Annotated in this window: 12 protein-coding genes; 9 read left to right on the forward strand and 3 right to left on the reverse strand. The window is 72.3% G+C overall.

The genetic code is table 11. The annotated features are described in order from the left end of the window. The first annotated feature begins 127 nt into the window (after window positions 1-127). Window positions 128-1,564: a lectin gene (locus OKX07_RS02960; RefSeq protein WP_265630377.1), complete on the forward strand. Its 1,437-nt coding sequence runs from the start codon at window positions 128-130 to the stop codon at window positions 1,562-1,564. A gap of 199 nt (window positions 1,565-1,763) precedes the next feature. Here the strand turns inward: OKX07_RS02960 and OKX07_RS02965 are convergent, their stop codons facing one another. Together OKX07_RS02965 and OKX07_RS02970 are read right to left on the reverse strand one after the other, a co-directional pair. Beyond that, window positions 1,764-2,096: an STAS domain-containing protein gene (locus OKX07_RS02965; protein ID WP_265630378.1), complete on the reverse strand. Its 333-nt coding sequence runs from the start codon at window positions 2,094-2,096 to the stop codon at window positions 1,764-1,766. Continuing rightward, entirely contained in the window at window positions 2,093-2,731 is a 639-nt protein-coding gene (locus tag OKX07_RS02970) for a PAS and ANTAR domain-containing protein (protein WP_265630379.1), read from the reverse strand. Before OKX07_RS02970 ends, OKX07_RS02965 begins: the two co-directional genes overlap by 4 nt. Window positions 2,732-3,043: 312 nt before the next feature. Here OKX07_RS02970 and OKX07_RS02975 point away from each other — a divergent pair, with 312 nt between their 5' ends. Both OKX07_RS02975 and OKX07_RS02980 read left to right on the forward strand, forming a co-directional pair. After that, a complete protein-coding gene (locus OKX07_RS02975) occupies window positions 3,044-3,496 on the forward strand; it encodes a GatB/YqeY domain-containing protein (RefSeq protein ID WP_265630380.1) in 453 nt (150 codons plus the stop codon). A 437-nt stretch (window positions 3,497-3,933) separates the two neighbouring features. After that, on the forward strand, window positions 3,934-6,312 hold the full coding sequence (locus tag OKX07_RS02980; RefSeq protein WP_265630381.1) for an LPXTG cell wall anchor domain-containing protein: 2,379 nt from the start codon (window positions 3,934-3,936) through the stop codon (window positions 6,310-6,312). Window positions 6,313-6,485: 173 nt separating this feature from the next. On the opposite strand, the gene OKX07_RS02985 is transcribed toward OKX07_RS02980, so the two are convergent. Further along, a complete protein-coding gene (locus OKX07_RS02985; RefSeq protein WP_265630382.1) occupies window positions 6,486-7,850 on the reverse strand; it encodes an MFS transporter in 1,365 nt (454 codons plus the stop codon). Between the two features lie 208 nt (window positions 7,851-8,058). Here OKX07_RS02985 and OKX07_RS02990 point away from each other — a divergent pair, with 208 nt between their 5' ends. The 6 genes from OKX07_RS02990 (at window position 8,059) to OKX07_RS03015 (ending at window position 15,158) form a co-directional block, all read left to right on the forward strand. Beyond that, entirely contained in the window at window positions 8,059-9,030 is a 972-nt protein-coding gene (locus tag OKX07_RS02990; protein WP_265630383.1) for an ATP-binding cassette domain-containing protein, read from the forward strand. After that, a complete protein-coding gene (locus tag OKX07_RS02995) occupies window positions 9,027-9,830 on the forward strand; it encodes an ABC transporter permease (RefSeq protein WP_265630384.1) in 804 nt (267 codons plus the stop codon). The genes OKX07_RS02990 and OKX07_RS02995 overlap by 4 nt, the downstream gene beginning before the upstream one ends. 53 nt (window positions 9,831-9,883) lie before the next feature. Then, window positions 9,884-10,426 carry a hypothetical protein gene (locus tag OKX07_RS03000; RefSeq protein ID WP_265630385.1) on the forward strand — a complete coding sequence of 181 codons (543 nt, stop codon included), beginning with the start codon at window positions 9,884-9,886 and terminating at the stop codon, window positions 10,424-10,426. Between the two features lie 195 nt (window positions 10,427-10,621). Next, window positions 10,622-10,819: a hypothetical protein gene (locus OKX07_RS03005; RefSeq protein ID WP_265630386.1), complete on the forward strand. Its 198-nt coding sequence runs from the start codon at window positions 10,622-10,624 to the stop codon at window positions 10,817-10,819. Window positions 10,820-10,960: 141 nt separating this feature from the next. After that, window positions 10,961-13,444 carry a glycogen/starch/alpha-glucan phosphorylase gene (locus OKX07_RS03010; protein WP_265630387.1) on the forward strand — a complete coding sequence of 828 codons (2,484 nt, stop codon included), beginning with the start codon at window positions 10,961-10,963 and terminating at the stop codon, window positions 13,442-13,444. Between the two features lie 265 nt (window positions 13,445-13,709). Continuing rightward, window positions 13,710-15,158, forward strand: a complete 1,449-nt coding sequence (locus OKX07_RS03015; protein WP_265630388.1) for a hypothetical protein — start codon at window positions 13,710-13,712, stop codon at window positions 15,156-15,158. Window positions 15,159-15,201: the final 43 nt, after the last annotated feature.

Raw genomic sequence — 15,201 nt, forward strand, 5'->3', positions numbered from 1 at the left:
TTACAGATTGGTCAGTGAGTGGTGGCGCCCGCAACGGCGCGGGTCGGGGGGAACAACGGGGCCTGCCTCGCCGGCGTCGCCGCACCGACCGCCGGTTCCGTCCCGGAGCCGGACGTCAGGAGGCTCGATGTCCCCCCGCACCCGTCCCGGTCGCACCCGGCTGCTCTCCGCAGCCCTCGCGGCCGTCGTGCTCACCGCCCCCGTCCTCGCCGCCGCCGCGGCCCCCGCAGCCGCCCTGCCCGGCGGTGCCGCACCCGCGGCCGTCGGCGACGTCCTGTGGTCCCAGGAGTTCGACGGACCCGCCGGCACGTCCCCCGACACCACCCAGTGGCGCTTCGACACCGGCGCCAACGGCTGGGGCAACGCCGAGCTGCAGAACTACACGACGTCCCGCGACAACTCCGCGCTCGACGGTGCCGGCAACCTCGTCCTCACCGCCCGCAAGCAGGCCGACGGCTCGTACACGTCGTCCCGGCTGACCACCAAGGGCAAGGTCGCCCTGACGTACGGGCGCATCGAGGCACGCATCGACCTGCCGGAGGGGCAGGGGATCTGGCCCGCGTTCTGGATGCTCGGCGACAACAACGCGACGTGGCCCGCGACGGGCGAGATCGACATCATGGAGTACGTCGGCAAGGAGCCGAACTACGTCTACGGCACGGTCCACGGCCCCGGCTACCTCGGCGCGGGCGGCATCAGCGGCGCGTACCGGCACCCGCAGAACCAGGACTTCGCCGACGGGTTCCACACCTACGCGATCGACTGGAAGCCCGGCGAGATCACCTGGCTCGTCGACGGCCAGCAGTTCCACCGCGTCACGCGCGCCGACGTGGGCGCCAACCCGTGGCTCTTCGACGCGCCGTTCTACCTGCTGCTCAACGTCGCCGTCGGCGGCGAGTGGCCCGGCTACCCCGACGCGACGACGACCTTCCCGCAGGCGATGAAGGTCGACTGGATCCGCGTGACGGACAACGGGTCGAACCCGACGGTGTCGCCCACGCCGACGACGCCGCCCCGCCCCACCGCGACGCCGACGCCCTCGACGACGCCGAAGCCGTCCGCCACCCCGACGCCGTCCGCGACGCCCTCGGCCACCCCGAAGCCGTCCGCCACGCCGAAGCCGTCGGCCACCCCGACGCCGTCCGCGACCCCCACCGCCGCCCCCGGCCCTCTGCCCACCGGCACGGGCACCATCCGCGCCGACGGCACCCTGTGCCTCGACGTCCCGTGGGCGAAGACGCACGACGGCAACCCGATCCAGATCGTCCACTGCAACCGCAACGCCGCGCAGGACTGGACGCGCGGCACGGACGGCACCGTGCGCGCGCTGGGCAAGTGCCTCGACGTGGCGGGCGGCGGCACCAAGGCCGGCACGCAGGTCCAGCTGTGGACCTGCAACGGCACCAAGGCGCAGCGGTGGACGTTCGACGCGTCGACCGGCGCGCTGCGCAACCCGCAGTCCGGCAAGTGCCTCGACGCCCGCGACGGCCTGCCGCTGCGCGACGGTCAGCGCGTCATCATCTGGACCTGCCACGGCGGCGCGAACCAGCGCTGGGTGCTCTGACAGGTCCGCGCGAGCCGGGCCGAGCCGGGCCGAGCCGGGCCGAGCCCGTCCCGGCCGGTCCCGGTGCACGACCGGCGCAGGGCCCCGCGGTCACGTGACGACCGCGGGGCCCTGCGGGGCGTCCGCCGCCGAGCGGGTGCCGCTGAGCGGGTCAGCTGCCGAGCCGGTCAGCTGCCGAGCCGGTCAGCCGCCGAGCCGGTCAGCCGCCGAGCCGCACGCCGACCGCGTCGGCGACACGTCGCACCGGCTCCGGGACGGGCCCCACGATCCTGCCGAGCTGCCCGTCCAGGTGCCCGAGGGCCATGAGCAGCAGGGCCAGCCCGCGCGCGTCGAGGAACGTCACGCCCGACACGTCGACGTCCAGGCCCCCGCGCGCGGCCGCCGCGACGCGCTGCAGGAGGGCGTCGTCGACCAGGGCCGCGTCGACCTCACCGCGCAGCACGAGCAACGCCCGCGGCCCACGGCCCAGCACGACGTCGCCGGCGGGCGACGCGGACCCGGCGCCCGGTGCGTCGCGCGGTCGCCGCCTCATGGAGGGTCTCGGCGCGCCTGCTGCGGGCGCGCCTTGCCCAGCAGCAGCGCGACGTCGCCGGCCAGCGGCTCGACGGTGGCGCCACCACGGGCTGCGACGTGGTCGACGACCTGCTGCGCGATCGCACGCAGGTTGACGTTGCGGTGCATCGACGCCGTGCGCAGCAGCGTGAACGCCGCGTCGACGTCGAGCCCGTACGCGGCGGCGGCGACACCGGTGGCCTGCTCGATCGTCGCGCGTGACGCCGCGGCAGCGGTGATCTGCTCGGTCGCCAGGCGCCCGCCCTCGGCGGCGACGACGCGGGTGAGGTCGACGAGCAGCACGTCCACCGCGGCGTCGTCGGTGCGCCGGGCCACGCCGACGACCTGGAGCGGGCGGCCCGCCGCGTCACGCAGGCGGACGATGGCGTGCGCGCCGTCGCCGGACGCGGACCGCAGCGTCTCCCACCAGGTGTCGCGGTCCTCGGGGTGGACGTGCGCCAGCACGAGCTCGGTCGTGGGCACGACCTCACCCACGGCGAAGCCGTGCAGGAGGAAGCACGCGTCCGACCACCACCAGGTGCCGTCGGCCTGCAGGCGCAGACGTGCGGTGGTGGGGCGGGGAGGGACCGGCAGGTCCTGACTCGTCGTGGACACGTCGTTGGCCTTCGGATGTCGTCGTCCGGAGGGCCGTGTCCTGACCCGTGGCAGAACTTAGGTGACCGGTGGGCCGCGGCGCAAACCCCCGCACGGGGTCGCGTCAGCCGCCTGCGCGCGCCGGCGAGGACGGCGGAGCGTCGGCCGTCCTGAGGCGTGAGATGCATGCTCGTCGAGACCGTGCCGAGTCGTCGAAAGGGCCCTCTGACGGTGACTCAGCACGGTCTCGATGACGGGCCGTCTCACGGATCGGCCAGCGGGGGGTCGGTCAAACAGCGGGCGCTCCGGCCGGATCGTCGCGAGGATGGACCCATGAGCACCCTCGACCGCCTGACCGCCGACCTGACCACGTCCCTCAAGGCACGCGACACCCTGCGCACCAGCACCCTGCGCCAGGTCATCGGCGCCGTGCGCCACGAGGCGAAGGCCGGCACGGTCGAGCGCGAGCTCACGGAGGACGAGATCCTGCAGGTCCTGGCCCGCGAGTCGAAGAAGCGCCGCGAGTCCGCGCAGATCTACACCGACGCGGGCGCCCCCGAGCGTGCCGCGACGGAGACCGCCGAGGCGGACATCGTCGACGGGTACCTGCCGACGCGCCTCACCGACGACGAGCTCGCCGCGCTGGTCGACGCCGTCGTCGCCGACACCGGGGCGTCGAGCCTCAAGGACATGGGCACGGTCATGAAGGAGGCGGGCGCCCGGGCGCAGGGCCGCGCGGACGGCAAGGCGCTGTCGACGCTGGTCCGCGCCCGCCTCGCCGGCTGACGCCGAGCCCCGGCCCGGTGCTGATCGCTCTCCCACCTGGTGGTGAGAGAGCAATCCAGCACACCGAGAAGTCGCGCCTGCACTCCCACCTGGTGGTGAGAGAGCAATCCAGCACGCCGACGCGTCGTTCCAGCCCCCCCGGGGGGTCGTGACCACTGGTGCTGGATTGCTCTCTCGCGCATGGGGTGTGAGGGGTCAGGGGCAGGCGGCGCTTCGTCCTCGAGAGGTTCGGCCTGCACCGCGTCGGTCAGCGGTCCCCGAGGGCGTCCTGGGGTGCCGGGCCGTCCTGCGGCATGGCTCGTCCGGCGTGCCGTCGCGTCACGGGCGGCCGTCTCCCGCCTGCGGGTGAAGCGTCCACGGGTTAATGCTTGACCCTTCTGTGCTAATTGGGACAATCTGGCGGGGTTTGCGTCGTCGCTGGTCTGAGGGGGCCCCAGATGGACGTGTCACGCCAGGACCAGCCGCGCACGCAGCAGAGGCGTCGAGAGCGGCTCCGCCGCCTGCTCGTCCTCGCCACCGGGTTCCTGCTCGCCGTCCCGGGCGTGCTCGTCCCCGTCGGCGAGGTGGAGGCCGCGCCCCGCTTCGACGTCCGGTGCGACGAGCTGATCGACGGCATCGACGGCACGGCGGGGGACGACGACCTGCCCGGCGGCAAGAACGTGCCGGCCGGGCACAAGGAGAAGATCCCGGACTACACCTACGAGAACTCCTCCGAGGCTTTCAGGAATCGCGTGGCACCCACCCCGGCGGAGCTCAACGCGCTGCAGGGCGAGTACAAGAGCTTCCCCGCCGGGACCGAGGACCACATGCTCCGTCGCTGGAAGGAGTACCAGAACAACGGCGGCGAGTGGGACTGGGAGCGCTGGCGCAACACGTACATCCCGAACATGGCCAACGACTCGCGGGGTGACGGGTTCCACCGCAACGTCGGGCGGCGCCTCAAGCTCAGCGGACCGGACTGGATCTGCGAGGACACCAAGCTCTGGAACGAGAAGGGTCTCGGTTACGAGCGCCGGTACGACTCCGTCAACCGGGCGAAGGAGGTCGCCTTCGAGCTCAAGTCCGGTGGCTCACCCCTCAAGCTGGAGCAGCTCAAGGCTGATCAGGCCCTGATGCGGGGCTCGAGCTGGAGGGTGTACTACGTCTTCAGCCAGGAGCCGCTCCCCGGCCAGATCCGGCTGATGAACCAGCACGGGGTCAAGTACGTCGTGCTGGAGTCCAACGCCCGCCTGCAGAACCCGCCGGCGAAGCCGGCCAACACGGCCATGAACCCCGACCCGAACAAGCCGACCGGCGGGTCCGCCAAGGACCTCGCCTCGCGTTCCGGACGGACGGCGGCCGACGCCCGCGAGGCGCGGCGCCTCGCGGAGGACTTCTCGAACGACCAGCGCCGCCAGGGCTTCGGTTCCCGGCGTCCGGGCGGTATCGACTGGACCTCGCTCGAGCTCCACTACGTGTCCGACAACCCGCAGACCAAGGACTTCGGGTACGCGTTCTCCGCCGCGGAGCTGCCGGACGACGGCGAGGCCGAGCCGGGATTCGGGGGAGAGGCTGCGCTCGACCTCTCGTCGGACGCGCTGTTCACCTGGCTGGCTCTGGACCAGGCCCAGTTCTGGGTCAACCTCAACCCGGACACGCCGGAGTCCATCATCGACCCGCAGTTCGCGACCACGGACGCGGGGCGCGTGCTGCTGCAGGCGGACCTGCGTTTCAAGGAGACGCAGAACGAGTACATGGACCCGGGGACAGAGCACGGCCAGGCGTTCTGGGACTCGATGGAGCGCACCTCGGAGGGCCTGATCTGCCACGGGTCCTACCGGATGTGGGTCGAGCCCAAGCCGGCCACCGTCCGCGAGGACGGCGACCAGCTCTACATCCTGGACGCGCCCCTGGCGGCCAGGTACGAGCCGATGGACATCGACTGGCGCCCGCCGGGACAGGGTGAGGACCTCTGCGAGGACGCGCCCCAGGACATCGTGGACCGCAACACGCAGCGGATCGCCGACACGTTCGCGCCGCTGCTGGAGCAGCGGGTGAACACCGCCCCGGAGTACGCAGACCTTCGTCGCGTGTACACCTCGCGGGTGGCCGCCCAGTGGCTCAAGGAGCGTGACGCCGAGCGCCCGGGCGTGTTCCACGACGTCATCGGCTCCGGCGACGTGTCGCAGTGGCCGGCGCGTACCGCGTGGGACCCGCAGGACGTCTTCGACACGTACATCGAGGAGCTGAGCACACCGCTCTTCCGGTACGAGTGGACCCACGGGGACATGGAGTACTGGATCGACATCGTCGGCGGGGTCACCCTCCCGGACACGCCACGTGAGGCGATGCCCGCGGAGCAGTTCCAGCAGGAGCACCCGACCCTGCCGACGACCGTGCAGTCCTCGGTCCACGAGGCGGTCAGCGTGCCACTCGCCGCCCCGACCGGCGACGCCCTGGGCACCTTCGCCGAGGGCACGGAGAGCATGGCGTGGCTGGGCGGAGGGCCGATCGTCCAGCTCGCGCCGGAGCCGGAGCCGACCGACCCGCCGGACCCCGGCCCCACCGACCCCGGCCCCACCGATCCGGGCCCCACCGATCCCGGCCCCACCGACCCGGGCCCCAACGACCCGGGCCCCGGCGCGGCGCCGGGCGGCCCCGCCGACGGCCCGGCCCGCCCTCGCGGCGGCTCGCCCCGCGAGGGCGTGGCCTGGGCCGGCGGGACGCTGCCCAGGACGGGCTTCTCGGAGCCCTGGATCGTCCCGACCGCGCTCGGGCTGATCCTGGCCGGCGGGGCGCTCCTGGTGCTGCGGCACCGCTGGCCGCGGCGCCGGTGACCGCGCCGGCCTCGCCGGCTGACCCCCGGCCCAGCACCTGGTGCTGGATTGCTCTCTCGCGCCCGGGGGTGGGGCTGGATTGCTCTCTCGCGCCCGGGGTGGTGCTGGATTGCTTTCTCGCGCCCGGGGGTGGGGCTGGATTGCTCTCTCGCGCCCGGGGGTGACGGGACGGGTCAGGGGCGGGGGGCGGGTTCGTCCTCGAGAGGTTCGTCCTGCACCGCGCCGGTCAGCGCGCCCGCGTCGGCGTCCTGCGGCGCCGGTCCGTCCTGGAGCGCGGGGTCGTCCTGCGTGCCGTCCTGCGGGGCGGGGGCCTCGGCCTCCGCCATCGCGCGTCGTCCGGACGGCAGCGCGACGCCCGCGACGACGACGAGCATGAGCGCGATGCCCGCGGCGACCAGCAGCGACTGCACCGTGAACCGGTCGGCCAAGGGGCCGAACACGGCCATGCCCAGCGGCATCGCGACGGCCATGACGATGCCGACGAACCCGAAGACGCGGCCCTGCCGCTCGGGTTCGACCCGCTCCTGCAGGACCGTCATCGTCGGCGTCGAGAAGAACGGCACGCCCAGGCCGATGAGGAACATGAACACGAAGAACACCCACATGTTCGTCGACAGTCCCAGCCCCACGTTGAGCACGCCGAACACACCGGTCGTCAGGACCACCATGTGCACGCGGTTGCGCATGCCGCCCCACCACGCGATGACGACGCCGCCCAGCGTCATGCCGATGCTGAACGCGAGCTCGTTCACGGTGAGCTTCCACACCTCCTCGCCGAACGTCCGCACCACCATGAGCGGGGTGAGGAACGACGGAGCGACGATGAGCACGAACACGACGCCCCACATCGCGAGGATCCACCGCACGAACGGCGTCGTCGCGACGTAGCGCACGCCGCCGACGAGGTCCGCGAGGTACCCGCGCACTCCGGCGACCTGGTCGGTGCGCACCAGGCGCGGCACGGGGACCAGCAGCAGCATGCCGATGCCGATGACGGCGGTGACGACGTCGGCGAAGAAGATCGCCTCGATCGACGCCCAGGCGTACAGGCCCGCGGCGACCGCAGGTGCGACCAGCATCATCGCGGCCTGGATCGTGGCGTTGATGCCGTTGACGCGCATCAGCTGGTCGGTCGGGACGATCTGGGGGAGCAGCGCACCGACCGCGGGGGTCTGGATGCCGGCACCGGCGGAGCGGATCGCGGCGGCCACGTACAGCAGCCACAGGTCGTCGTACCCGGACAGCATGAGCAGCGCGAGCGCGAGGGTGGTCGCGGCGATCGTCGCGTCGGCCCCGATGATGAGGGCCCGCCGGTCCAGACGGTCGGCCCAGACGCCCCCGAACACCGAGACGACCGCCTGCGGCAGGAACCCGACGGCCGCGTAGACGGCCATGACGGTCCCCGACCGGGTCTCGAGCGTCAGGTGCCACAGGATCGCGTACTGCACCAGCATCGACCCGAGCAGCGAGAACGTCTGACCGGTGAGGAAGACGGTGACGTCCCGCCGCCAGCGGGGGCGGTCGGTCGAGGTCGTCATGGTGAGGCCTTCGCAGCTGGGGGGTGGGTCGCGAGGATAGACCGGGGCCGACCGCCGGAGTCATCGGGTTTTCCGGTGCCGACGTGATGCGGGGCGCGTTGTCGGTGGGCGGGTGCAGGATCGGGGTACGGGCGACGAGTTCGCGGTGCGGCGCTGGTCGGTAGGGGACGACGGACGACGACGGACGCGACGACGGGCGAGGAGTGCGATGACGGCCACCATCACCGCTCACGGGCTGGTCAAGCGGTACGGCGCGGTCGAGGCCCTGCGGGGGCTCGACCTGGAGGTGCCGGAGGGCACCGTGCTGGGCCTGCTGGGACCCAACGGCGCGGGCAAGACGACCGCGGTGCGCATCCTCACGACGCTGCTGCGCCCCGACGAGGGCACGGCGAGCGTGGCGGGCGCGGACGTCCTGCGTGCGCCGGAGGAGGTGCGACGCCGCATCGGGTTGTCCGGCCAGAACGCGGCGGTCGACGAGAACCTCACCGGTGCGGAGAACCTCGAGATGATCGGTCGGCTCTACGGGTTCCCGCGCCGACGCGCGCGCGCCCGTGCGGACGTGCTGCTGGGCGGCTTCGACCTCGCCGACGCCGGCGGGCGGCCCGCCAAGACGTACTCCGGCGGCATGCGACGGCGCCTGGACCTGGCGTGCGCACTGGTCGCCGAGCCTCCCGTGGTGGTGCTCGACGAGCCGACGACGGGCCTCGACCCCCGCAGCCGGCTGCAGATGTGGGAGGTCATCACGGACCTGGTGCGCGAGGGCACCACCGTGCTGCTCACCACGCAGTACCTGGAGGAGGCGGACCGCCTCGCGGACGCGATCGTCGTCATCGACCACGGCCGCGCGATCGCGCGCGGCACGGCCGACGAGCTCAAGGCGCAGGTGGGCGGCGAGCGCGTCGAGGTGCTGCTGGCCGACGTGGCCGGGTCGTCGGCCGCGCGCGCGGCGCTGGCCGCGGTCGCAGCCGGCGACGAGGTGCACGCCGACGGTGACGGTCGCGCGCTGTCGGTCGCCGTCGTCGACGGGGCACGAGCGCTGCGTGACGTGCTCGACCGGCTCGACGCCGACGGCGTCGCGGTCCTCGAGGCGGGCCTGCGACGCCCGACCCTGGACGACGTGTTCCTCACCCTGACCGGCCGCCCGGCCGAGGACGACGCCGCACCGGAGGTGGCCCGATGAGCACGCTGAGCCGCGCGCTGGTCGACACGCACGTCGTCGCCAAGCGCAACCTCATCAAGATCGTGCGCGTCCCCGAGATCCTCGTGGCCGTCCTCATCTCGCCCATCATGTTCGTGCTGCTCTTCGCGTTCGTGTTCGGCGGGGCGATCGACCCCGGGGACGGCGTCAGCTACCGCGAGTTCCTGATCCCGGGGATCTTCGCCCAGACCGTCGTGTTCGGCGCGACGTTCACGGGGGCGGGCATCGCGGAGGACATGCAGAAGGGCATCATCGACCGGTTCCGCTCGCTGCCGATGTCGCAGTCGGCGGTGCTCGCCGGCCGGACCATGTCCGACGTCGTGTACAACGTGCTCTCGCTCGCCATCATGGCGCTGACCGGGCTGCTCGTCGGGTGGCGGGTGCGCGGGTCGTTCCTCGACGCCCTCGCGGCGTTCGGGCTCCTGCTGGCGTTCTCGTACGCGGTGAGCTGGATCATGGCCCTGGTCGGTGTGCTCGTGCCCAGCGTCGAGGTCATCAACAACGCGTCGTTCATCGTCATCATGCCGCTGACGTTCGTCTCGAACGCGTTCGTGCCGCTGGAGTCCTTCCCGGAGCCGCTGCAACGGATCGTCGAGTGGAACCCGGTGTCCACGCTCACGCAGGCGTGCCGCGAGCTCTTCGGCAACACCAACCCCGCGGCACCCGTGCCCGACGCGTGGTCCATGCAGAACCCCGTGCTGTACACGCTGATCTGCGTGGTCGTCATCCTCGTGGTGTTCGCACCGCTGGCCATCGCGCGGTACCGGCACACGTCGCGCTGAGCCGGACGGATCGCCGGCGCGAGCCTCCGGCGGCGAGGAGAGGGGTGGCGGTCATGACGGGCTGCAGGGTCCAGGCAGGCGTGGCCCTCGTCGCCGGGCTCGTGCTGGTCGCGGGGTGCTCGTCGTCCTCCGGCACCGGGACGGAGCCCGTCGCAGGGACCACCGCGTCAGCGACCGGGAGCCCAGGTGCCGACGGGACGGCGTCGGTCGAGCAGTGGGCGTCGACGATCACGCCGATCGCCGAGGACCACGAGACGGCCGCGGTCGACTGGGACGCGGCCGGTTGCTCGCCGTCGGTGCTGGCAGCCGTCCCGGACTGCTCCGCCCGTCTCGCGGCGATGGTCCTCACTGCGGAGACGGCGGCCGTCACGATCGAGGGCCTGCGGGACGAGTCCGGCCCGCAGTACCTCGGTGAACCCCCGGACGAGATCGCGAGCCTCGTCGAGCAGACGGGCGTCGCCGCTCGAGCCGCAGCCAACGCGGGGAGCGGCGTGCGGTGCCCGGGGGAGGACTGCACCGTGACGGCGGACAAGTTCTCACGGGCGTGGGACGCACTGGGTGACGCGTACGCCGGCTGGGGTGCCGAGCGCGACTGAAGCGGACGACGCGCACGGGCCGCGGACGAGACGCACGAGGCACGTCTCGGCGCGTCGGCGGGTCCCGGAGCGGCGCAGCAGCGCCGGCGCTACGGCGATCGAACCGATTCGTTCGGCGTCCTCGCAGGTCAGCGCATCAGCGCTACCTACTCAGGCCACTGCGGGACCGCACTACGTGCCGCGTGCCCCGGCAACGTGTTCCTCGTCGGAAGCAACCGCCCCGGCGAGAACGTCATCGTCGGCCCCGCCGGCACGCCGATCGACGCCCTCTCCGAGAGCATCACGGTCGACGTCGTCCTGGCCGGGGTGCCCGCGGGCGGCTTCGGCCCGGGCACGACCTCCGTCGACGCGACCGTCACGATCGCGTTCGACGAGCCGCGACCGGCGAGATGAGCCTGGGCCTCGACCTGGGTGCCGCAGTGTGAGACACCGCACGGGACACGCCGGGGAACACGCAGGTCGCGGTGGTTTGTGATGAAGTGTCCGGGTCGATCGGCCTGGTCTCACCGTCACCGGGGAACTACCGTTGCGCAAGTGACTGAGAACCGTGCCAACGGCATCGCGCCGGTAACTGCCCCCCAGCATTCCGTCGAGGGCTTCGTGAAGGAGTTCCTCCACGAGCTGCACTTCGGGCAGGGGGTCACGATCGACCGCGCGAGCGTGAACGACCAGTACCTGGCGCTCGCCCGCACGGTGCGGGAGTACCTGATGGCGCGTTGGCTCGAGACGCTGCGTCGCCAGCGGGACGCCCAGGCCAAGTCGGTCGCCTACCTGTCGGCCGAGTACCTGCTCGGGCGGCAGCTCGACAACGCGCTCATCGCGACCGACATGGCGGAGATCGTCGAGGAGGGCCTGGCGTCCCTGGGCGTCGACCTCGGGACGCTGCGTGAGCAGGAGGTCGAGCCCGGCCTCGGTAACGGCGGCCTCGGGCGCCTCGCCGCGTGCTTCGTCGACTCCCTCGCGACGATGAACGTCCCCTGCATCGGGTACGGCATCCGGTACGAGTACGGCATCTTCCGTCAGACGTTCGTCGACGGCTGGCAGGTCGAGCAGGCCGACACGTGGCTGTCGCTCGGGGCGCCGTGGGAGTTCCCGCACCCGGAGACCGCGGTCACCGTGCACTTCGGCGGGGCGACCGAGCGGTACACCGACGACGACGGCGTCGAGCGCACCCGGTGGGTCCCCGCGTGGGACGTCCTCGGCGTGCCCTACAACTACATGGTCCCCGGCTACCAGAACGGCCGCGTCAACACGCTGCGGCTGTGGAGCGCCCGGGCCACCCGCGCGTTCGACCTCGCGATCTTCAACTCCGGCGCGTACGTCGAGGCCGTGCGCGCGCAGACGTTCGCGGAGAACATCTCCAAGGTCCTGTACCCGGAGGACTCCACGCCGCAGGGCAAGGAGCTGCGCCTGCAGCAGCAGTACTTCTTCGTGGCGTGCTCCCTGCGCGACTTCGTCGACAACGTCCTCCCCGAGGACTTCGACCTGCACAACCTGCCCGACCGCATCATCTTCCAGCTCAACGACACCCACCCGGTGATCGCCGTGCCGGAGCTCATGCGCATCCTCGTCGACGAGCAGAAGTGGGACTGGGACGAGGCCTGGGCCGTGACCCAGAAGTGCTTCGCGTACACCTGCCACACGCTGCTGCCCGAGGCGCTCGAGGTGTGGCCGGTCGAGCTGCTCGGCCGCCTGCTGCCGCGGCACCTCGAGATCATCTACCGCATCAACGACGACTTCCTCGAGGAGGTCGCCGAGCGCTTCCCCGGGGACGAGCTGCGGCTGCGCCGCATGTCGATCATCGCCGAGTACCCCGAGCGCTCGGTGCGCATGGCGTACCTCGCGACGATCGCCGGGTCGAAGGTCAACGGCGTCGCCGCGCTGCACTCGCAGCTGCTGCGGGACAAGGTGCTGCCCGACTTCTCGGAGTACTGGCCGGACAAGTTCACCAACGTCACCAACGGCGTCACGCCGCGGCGCTTCGTCCGCCTCGCCAACCCGGCCCTGTCGGACCTCATCACCGACGCCATCGGCCCGGGCTGGCTCACGGACCTGGGTCGCCTGCGCGAGATGGAGCCCTTGGCCGACGACGCGGAGTTCCGGGTCAGGTTCCGCGAGGTCAAGGCGCACAACAAGCGCCGGCTCGACGCGCTGCTGCAGCGCCGCGACGGCATCACGCTGCCGGGCGACGCGATGCTCGACGTCATGGTCAAGCGGCTGCACGAGTACAAGCGGCAGACCCTCAAGGTCCTGCACATCGTGTCGCAGTACGAGCGCATCATCAGCGGCGAGCTGGACCCGACGTCGATCCCGCCGCGTGTCTTCGCCTTCGGTGCCAAGGCCGCGCCGGGGTACAAGATGGCCAAGCAGACCATCGGCCTGATCAACCACGTCGGCGAGACGGTGAACAAGGACGCGCGCGTCAAGGGTGCGCTCACCGTCGTCTTCCCGCCCAACTACAACGTCACGCTCGCCGAGACGCTGATCCCGGCGGCGGACCTCTCCGAGCAGATCTCGCTGGCCGGCAAGGAGGCGTCGGGCACGGGCAACATGAAGTTCGCCCTCAACGGCGCGCTGACCATCGGCACCGACGACGGCGCCAACGTCGAGATCCGCGAGCTCGTCGGCGACGACAACTTCTTCCTGTTCGGCCTCGTCGAGCCCGAGGTCGAGAAGGTCGTCGCCGCCGGCTACCACCCGTCGCGGTACTACGAGGAGAACCCCCTGCTGCGCCGGGCGATCGACCGGATCGCGTCGGGGGCGTTCGCCGGCGGCGACCGCACGGTCTTCGAGCCGATCGTGTCGAACCTCCTGCACGAGGACCGGTTCCTCGTCCTGGCGGACTTCCAGTCCTACATCGACGCGCAGGACCGGGTCGACGCGGCGTACGTCGACACCGAGGCGTGGACCCGCTCGGCGATCCTCAACGTCGCACGCAGCGGCTTCTTCTCCTCCGACCGGTCGATGTGGGACTACATCGACCGCATCTGGCACACGCAGCCGCTGAACGGGCGCTGACCCGCCCGGCAAGGACCGGCCCCGCACCCCCGGCGACACCGTCGCGGGGGAGCGGGGCCGTCCTGCTGCCGGGGGCGTTCACGCGAACGTGGACGCGCGTCCAACAGTTCACCCGTCTGCGCCGTCCGGTTGCTCCGGAACCGCCGGTTCTGTGGGGTTTCTGATGAATGACCTGCACCGATGCCGCCCATAGCCTCGACGCGCAGCGTTTCCGTGCAACCCTGCCCGCCGGCGATGCGTTGGACGGGCACCGAAGGAGCAGCCCGTGTCCCCCACCCCCTTCCGGCGAGCAGCGGCAGTCGCCGCGCTGTCGGTCCTCGCGCTCGGCGGCAGCGCGCTCGGCGCCCAGGCCGTGCCTGTGGCGCCCCCCACCGTGGCCGAGTGCAGCTCCCCCCTCACGGGCCCGACGTACACGAGCTTCGAGGGCCCGGCCATCGAGGCCACCCTCACCGACGGCACGGCGGAGATCGTCGAGGGCGGCCTCGCGATCAGCACGACGAACGGCCAGGTCGCGTTCACCGACTACGGCATCACGTCCTTCCCGCTCACGGCCGCGGGCAGCCCGTCGCTCGACTACACCGCGACCAGCGGCTCCCTCCCGGGCCTGACGATGTCGTACGCGCTGGACGGCGCCTGGGCCGGCACGCTCGTCTACGAGCCGACGGTCTACGGCGAGGGCGAGTGGTGGAGCACGCGTGCCGTCGCCGACTTCGACCGCGCCGAGCTGTTCACGCTGAACGAGCTCCTCGCCGTCGAGCCCGACACGACGATCATCGGTGTCGGCTTCTCGCTGGGCTCCGGCGCGACCGGCGCGGGCACGGTGCACGGCTTCACGGCCGGCTGCACCACCTACGCGTTCGACGTCGAGAGCACCCCGACGCCCACGCCCACCCCGACGCCGTCCCCCACGCAGGAGCCGACGCCGACCCCGACGTCGACCCCGACCCCGACGCCGGCCCCGACGCAGGAGCCGACGCCCGCCACGGTCCCCGTGCCGGCGCTGACCGTCACCCAGCCGACGTGCAACGGCCTGGCCGTCGTCCCGAACGGCCGCTTCGTCATCGAGCCGGCGCCGTCCGTCGAGTGGCTCGTCACCCGCACGGGCGTGCTCTACGGGCTCAGCGAGGACGACGTCTTCGGTCAGGGCGAGGCCGGTGTCCGCGGCGACGTCGTCGTCCCGCCGGGCGTGTACGACATCTTCGCGTTCGCCGGTGAGGGCAAGGCGTTCGGCGACCTGGGTCAGTGGCAGCAGGTCCCCGACGAGGACTTCGTCTACCAGACCATCACCGTCACCGCGTTCACGGGCACCTGCCCGGTCGTCGGTGAGCTGACGGACGGCACCAAGGGCGGCTTCACCAGCCCGGCGACCGTCGGCACGGGCGGCGCGCTCGTCCTGTCCGGCCTGCCTGCCGGCGAGGTCCTGCACGCCTACCTGTTCTCGGTGCCCACCGACCTCGGTGTGGCGACGGTCGCCGCCGACGGCACGCTGCGTCTGACGATCCCGGCCTCGGTGGCCGCGGGCACGCACCGCGTCGCGCTGTACCGGGCGGACGGCACGCTCCTCGGCTGGCAGTACGTCGAGGTCCTCGCGGCCGGCGGCGGCACCCTGGCCGCCACCGGTGCCGACCCGCGCGCGGGCATCATCGGAGGGCTCGTGCTGGTCGCGGCCGGCGGGGCGCTCGTCCTGGCCCGTCGTCGCGTGACGACCCGCTGACCCACCCGCACCACCGCACCATCCGGCGCCCGGCCGGCCACCG

It is taken from the genome of Cellulomonas sp. S1-8, assembly GCF_026184235.1.
Classification (GTDB): Bacteria; Actinomycetota; Actinomycetes; order Actinomycetales; family Cellulomonadaceae; genus Cellulomonas.

What these genes read in the sequence shown, in the direction of transcription:
- OKX07_RS02960 (WP_265630377.1), top strand. Translation starts at nt 128, where the DNA reads ATGTCCCCCCGCACCCGTCCCGGTCGCACCCGGCTGCTCTCCGCAGCC.
- OKX07_RS02965 (WP_265630378.1), bottom strand. Translation starts at nt 2,096, where the DNA reads ATGAGGCGGCGACCGCGCGACGCACCGGGCGCCGGGTCCGCGTCGCCC.
- OKX07_RS02975 (WP_265630380.1), top strand. Translation starts at nt 3,044, where the DNA reads ATGAGCACCCTCGACCGCCTGACCGCCGACCTGACCACGTCCCTCAAG.
- OKX07_RS02980 (WP_265630381.1), top strand. Translation starts at nt 3,934, where the DNA reads ATGGACGTGTCACGCCAGGACCAGCCGCGCACGCAGCAGAGGCGTCGA.
- OKX07_RS02985 (WP_265630382.1), bottom strand. Translation starts at nt 7,850, where the DNA reads ATGACGACCTCGACCGACCGCCCCCGCTGGCGGCGGGACGTCACCGTC.
- OKX07_RS02990 (WP_265630383.1), top strand. Translation starts at nt 8,059, where the DNA reads ATGACGGCCACCATCACCGCTCACGGGCTGGTCAAGCGGTACGGCGCG.
- OKX07_RS02995 (WP_265630384.1), top strand. Translation starts at nt 9,027, where the DNA reads ATGAGCACGCTGAGCCGCGCGCTGGTCGACACGCACGTCGTCGCCAAG.
- OKX07_RS03000 (WP_265630385.1), top strand. Translation starts at nt 9,884, where the DNA reads ATGACGGGCTGCAGGGTCCAGGCAGGCGTGGCCCTCGTCGCCGGGCTC.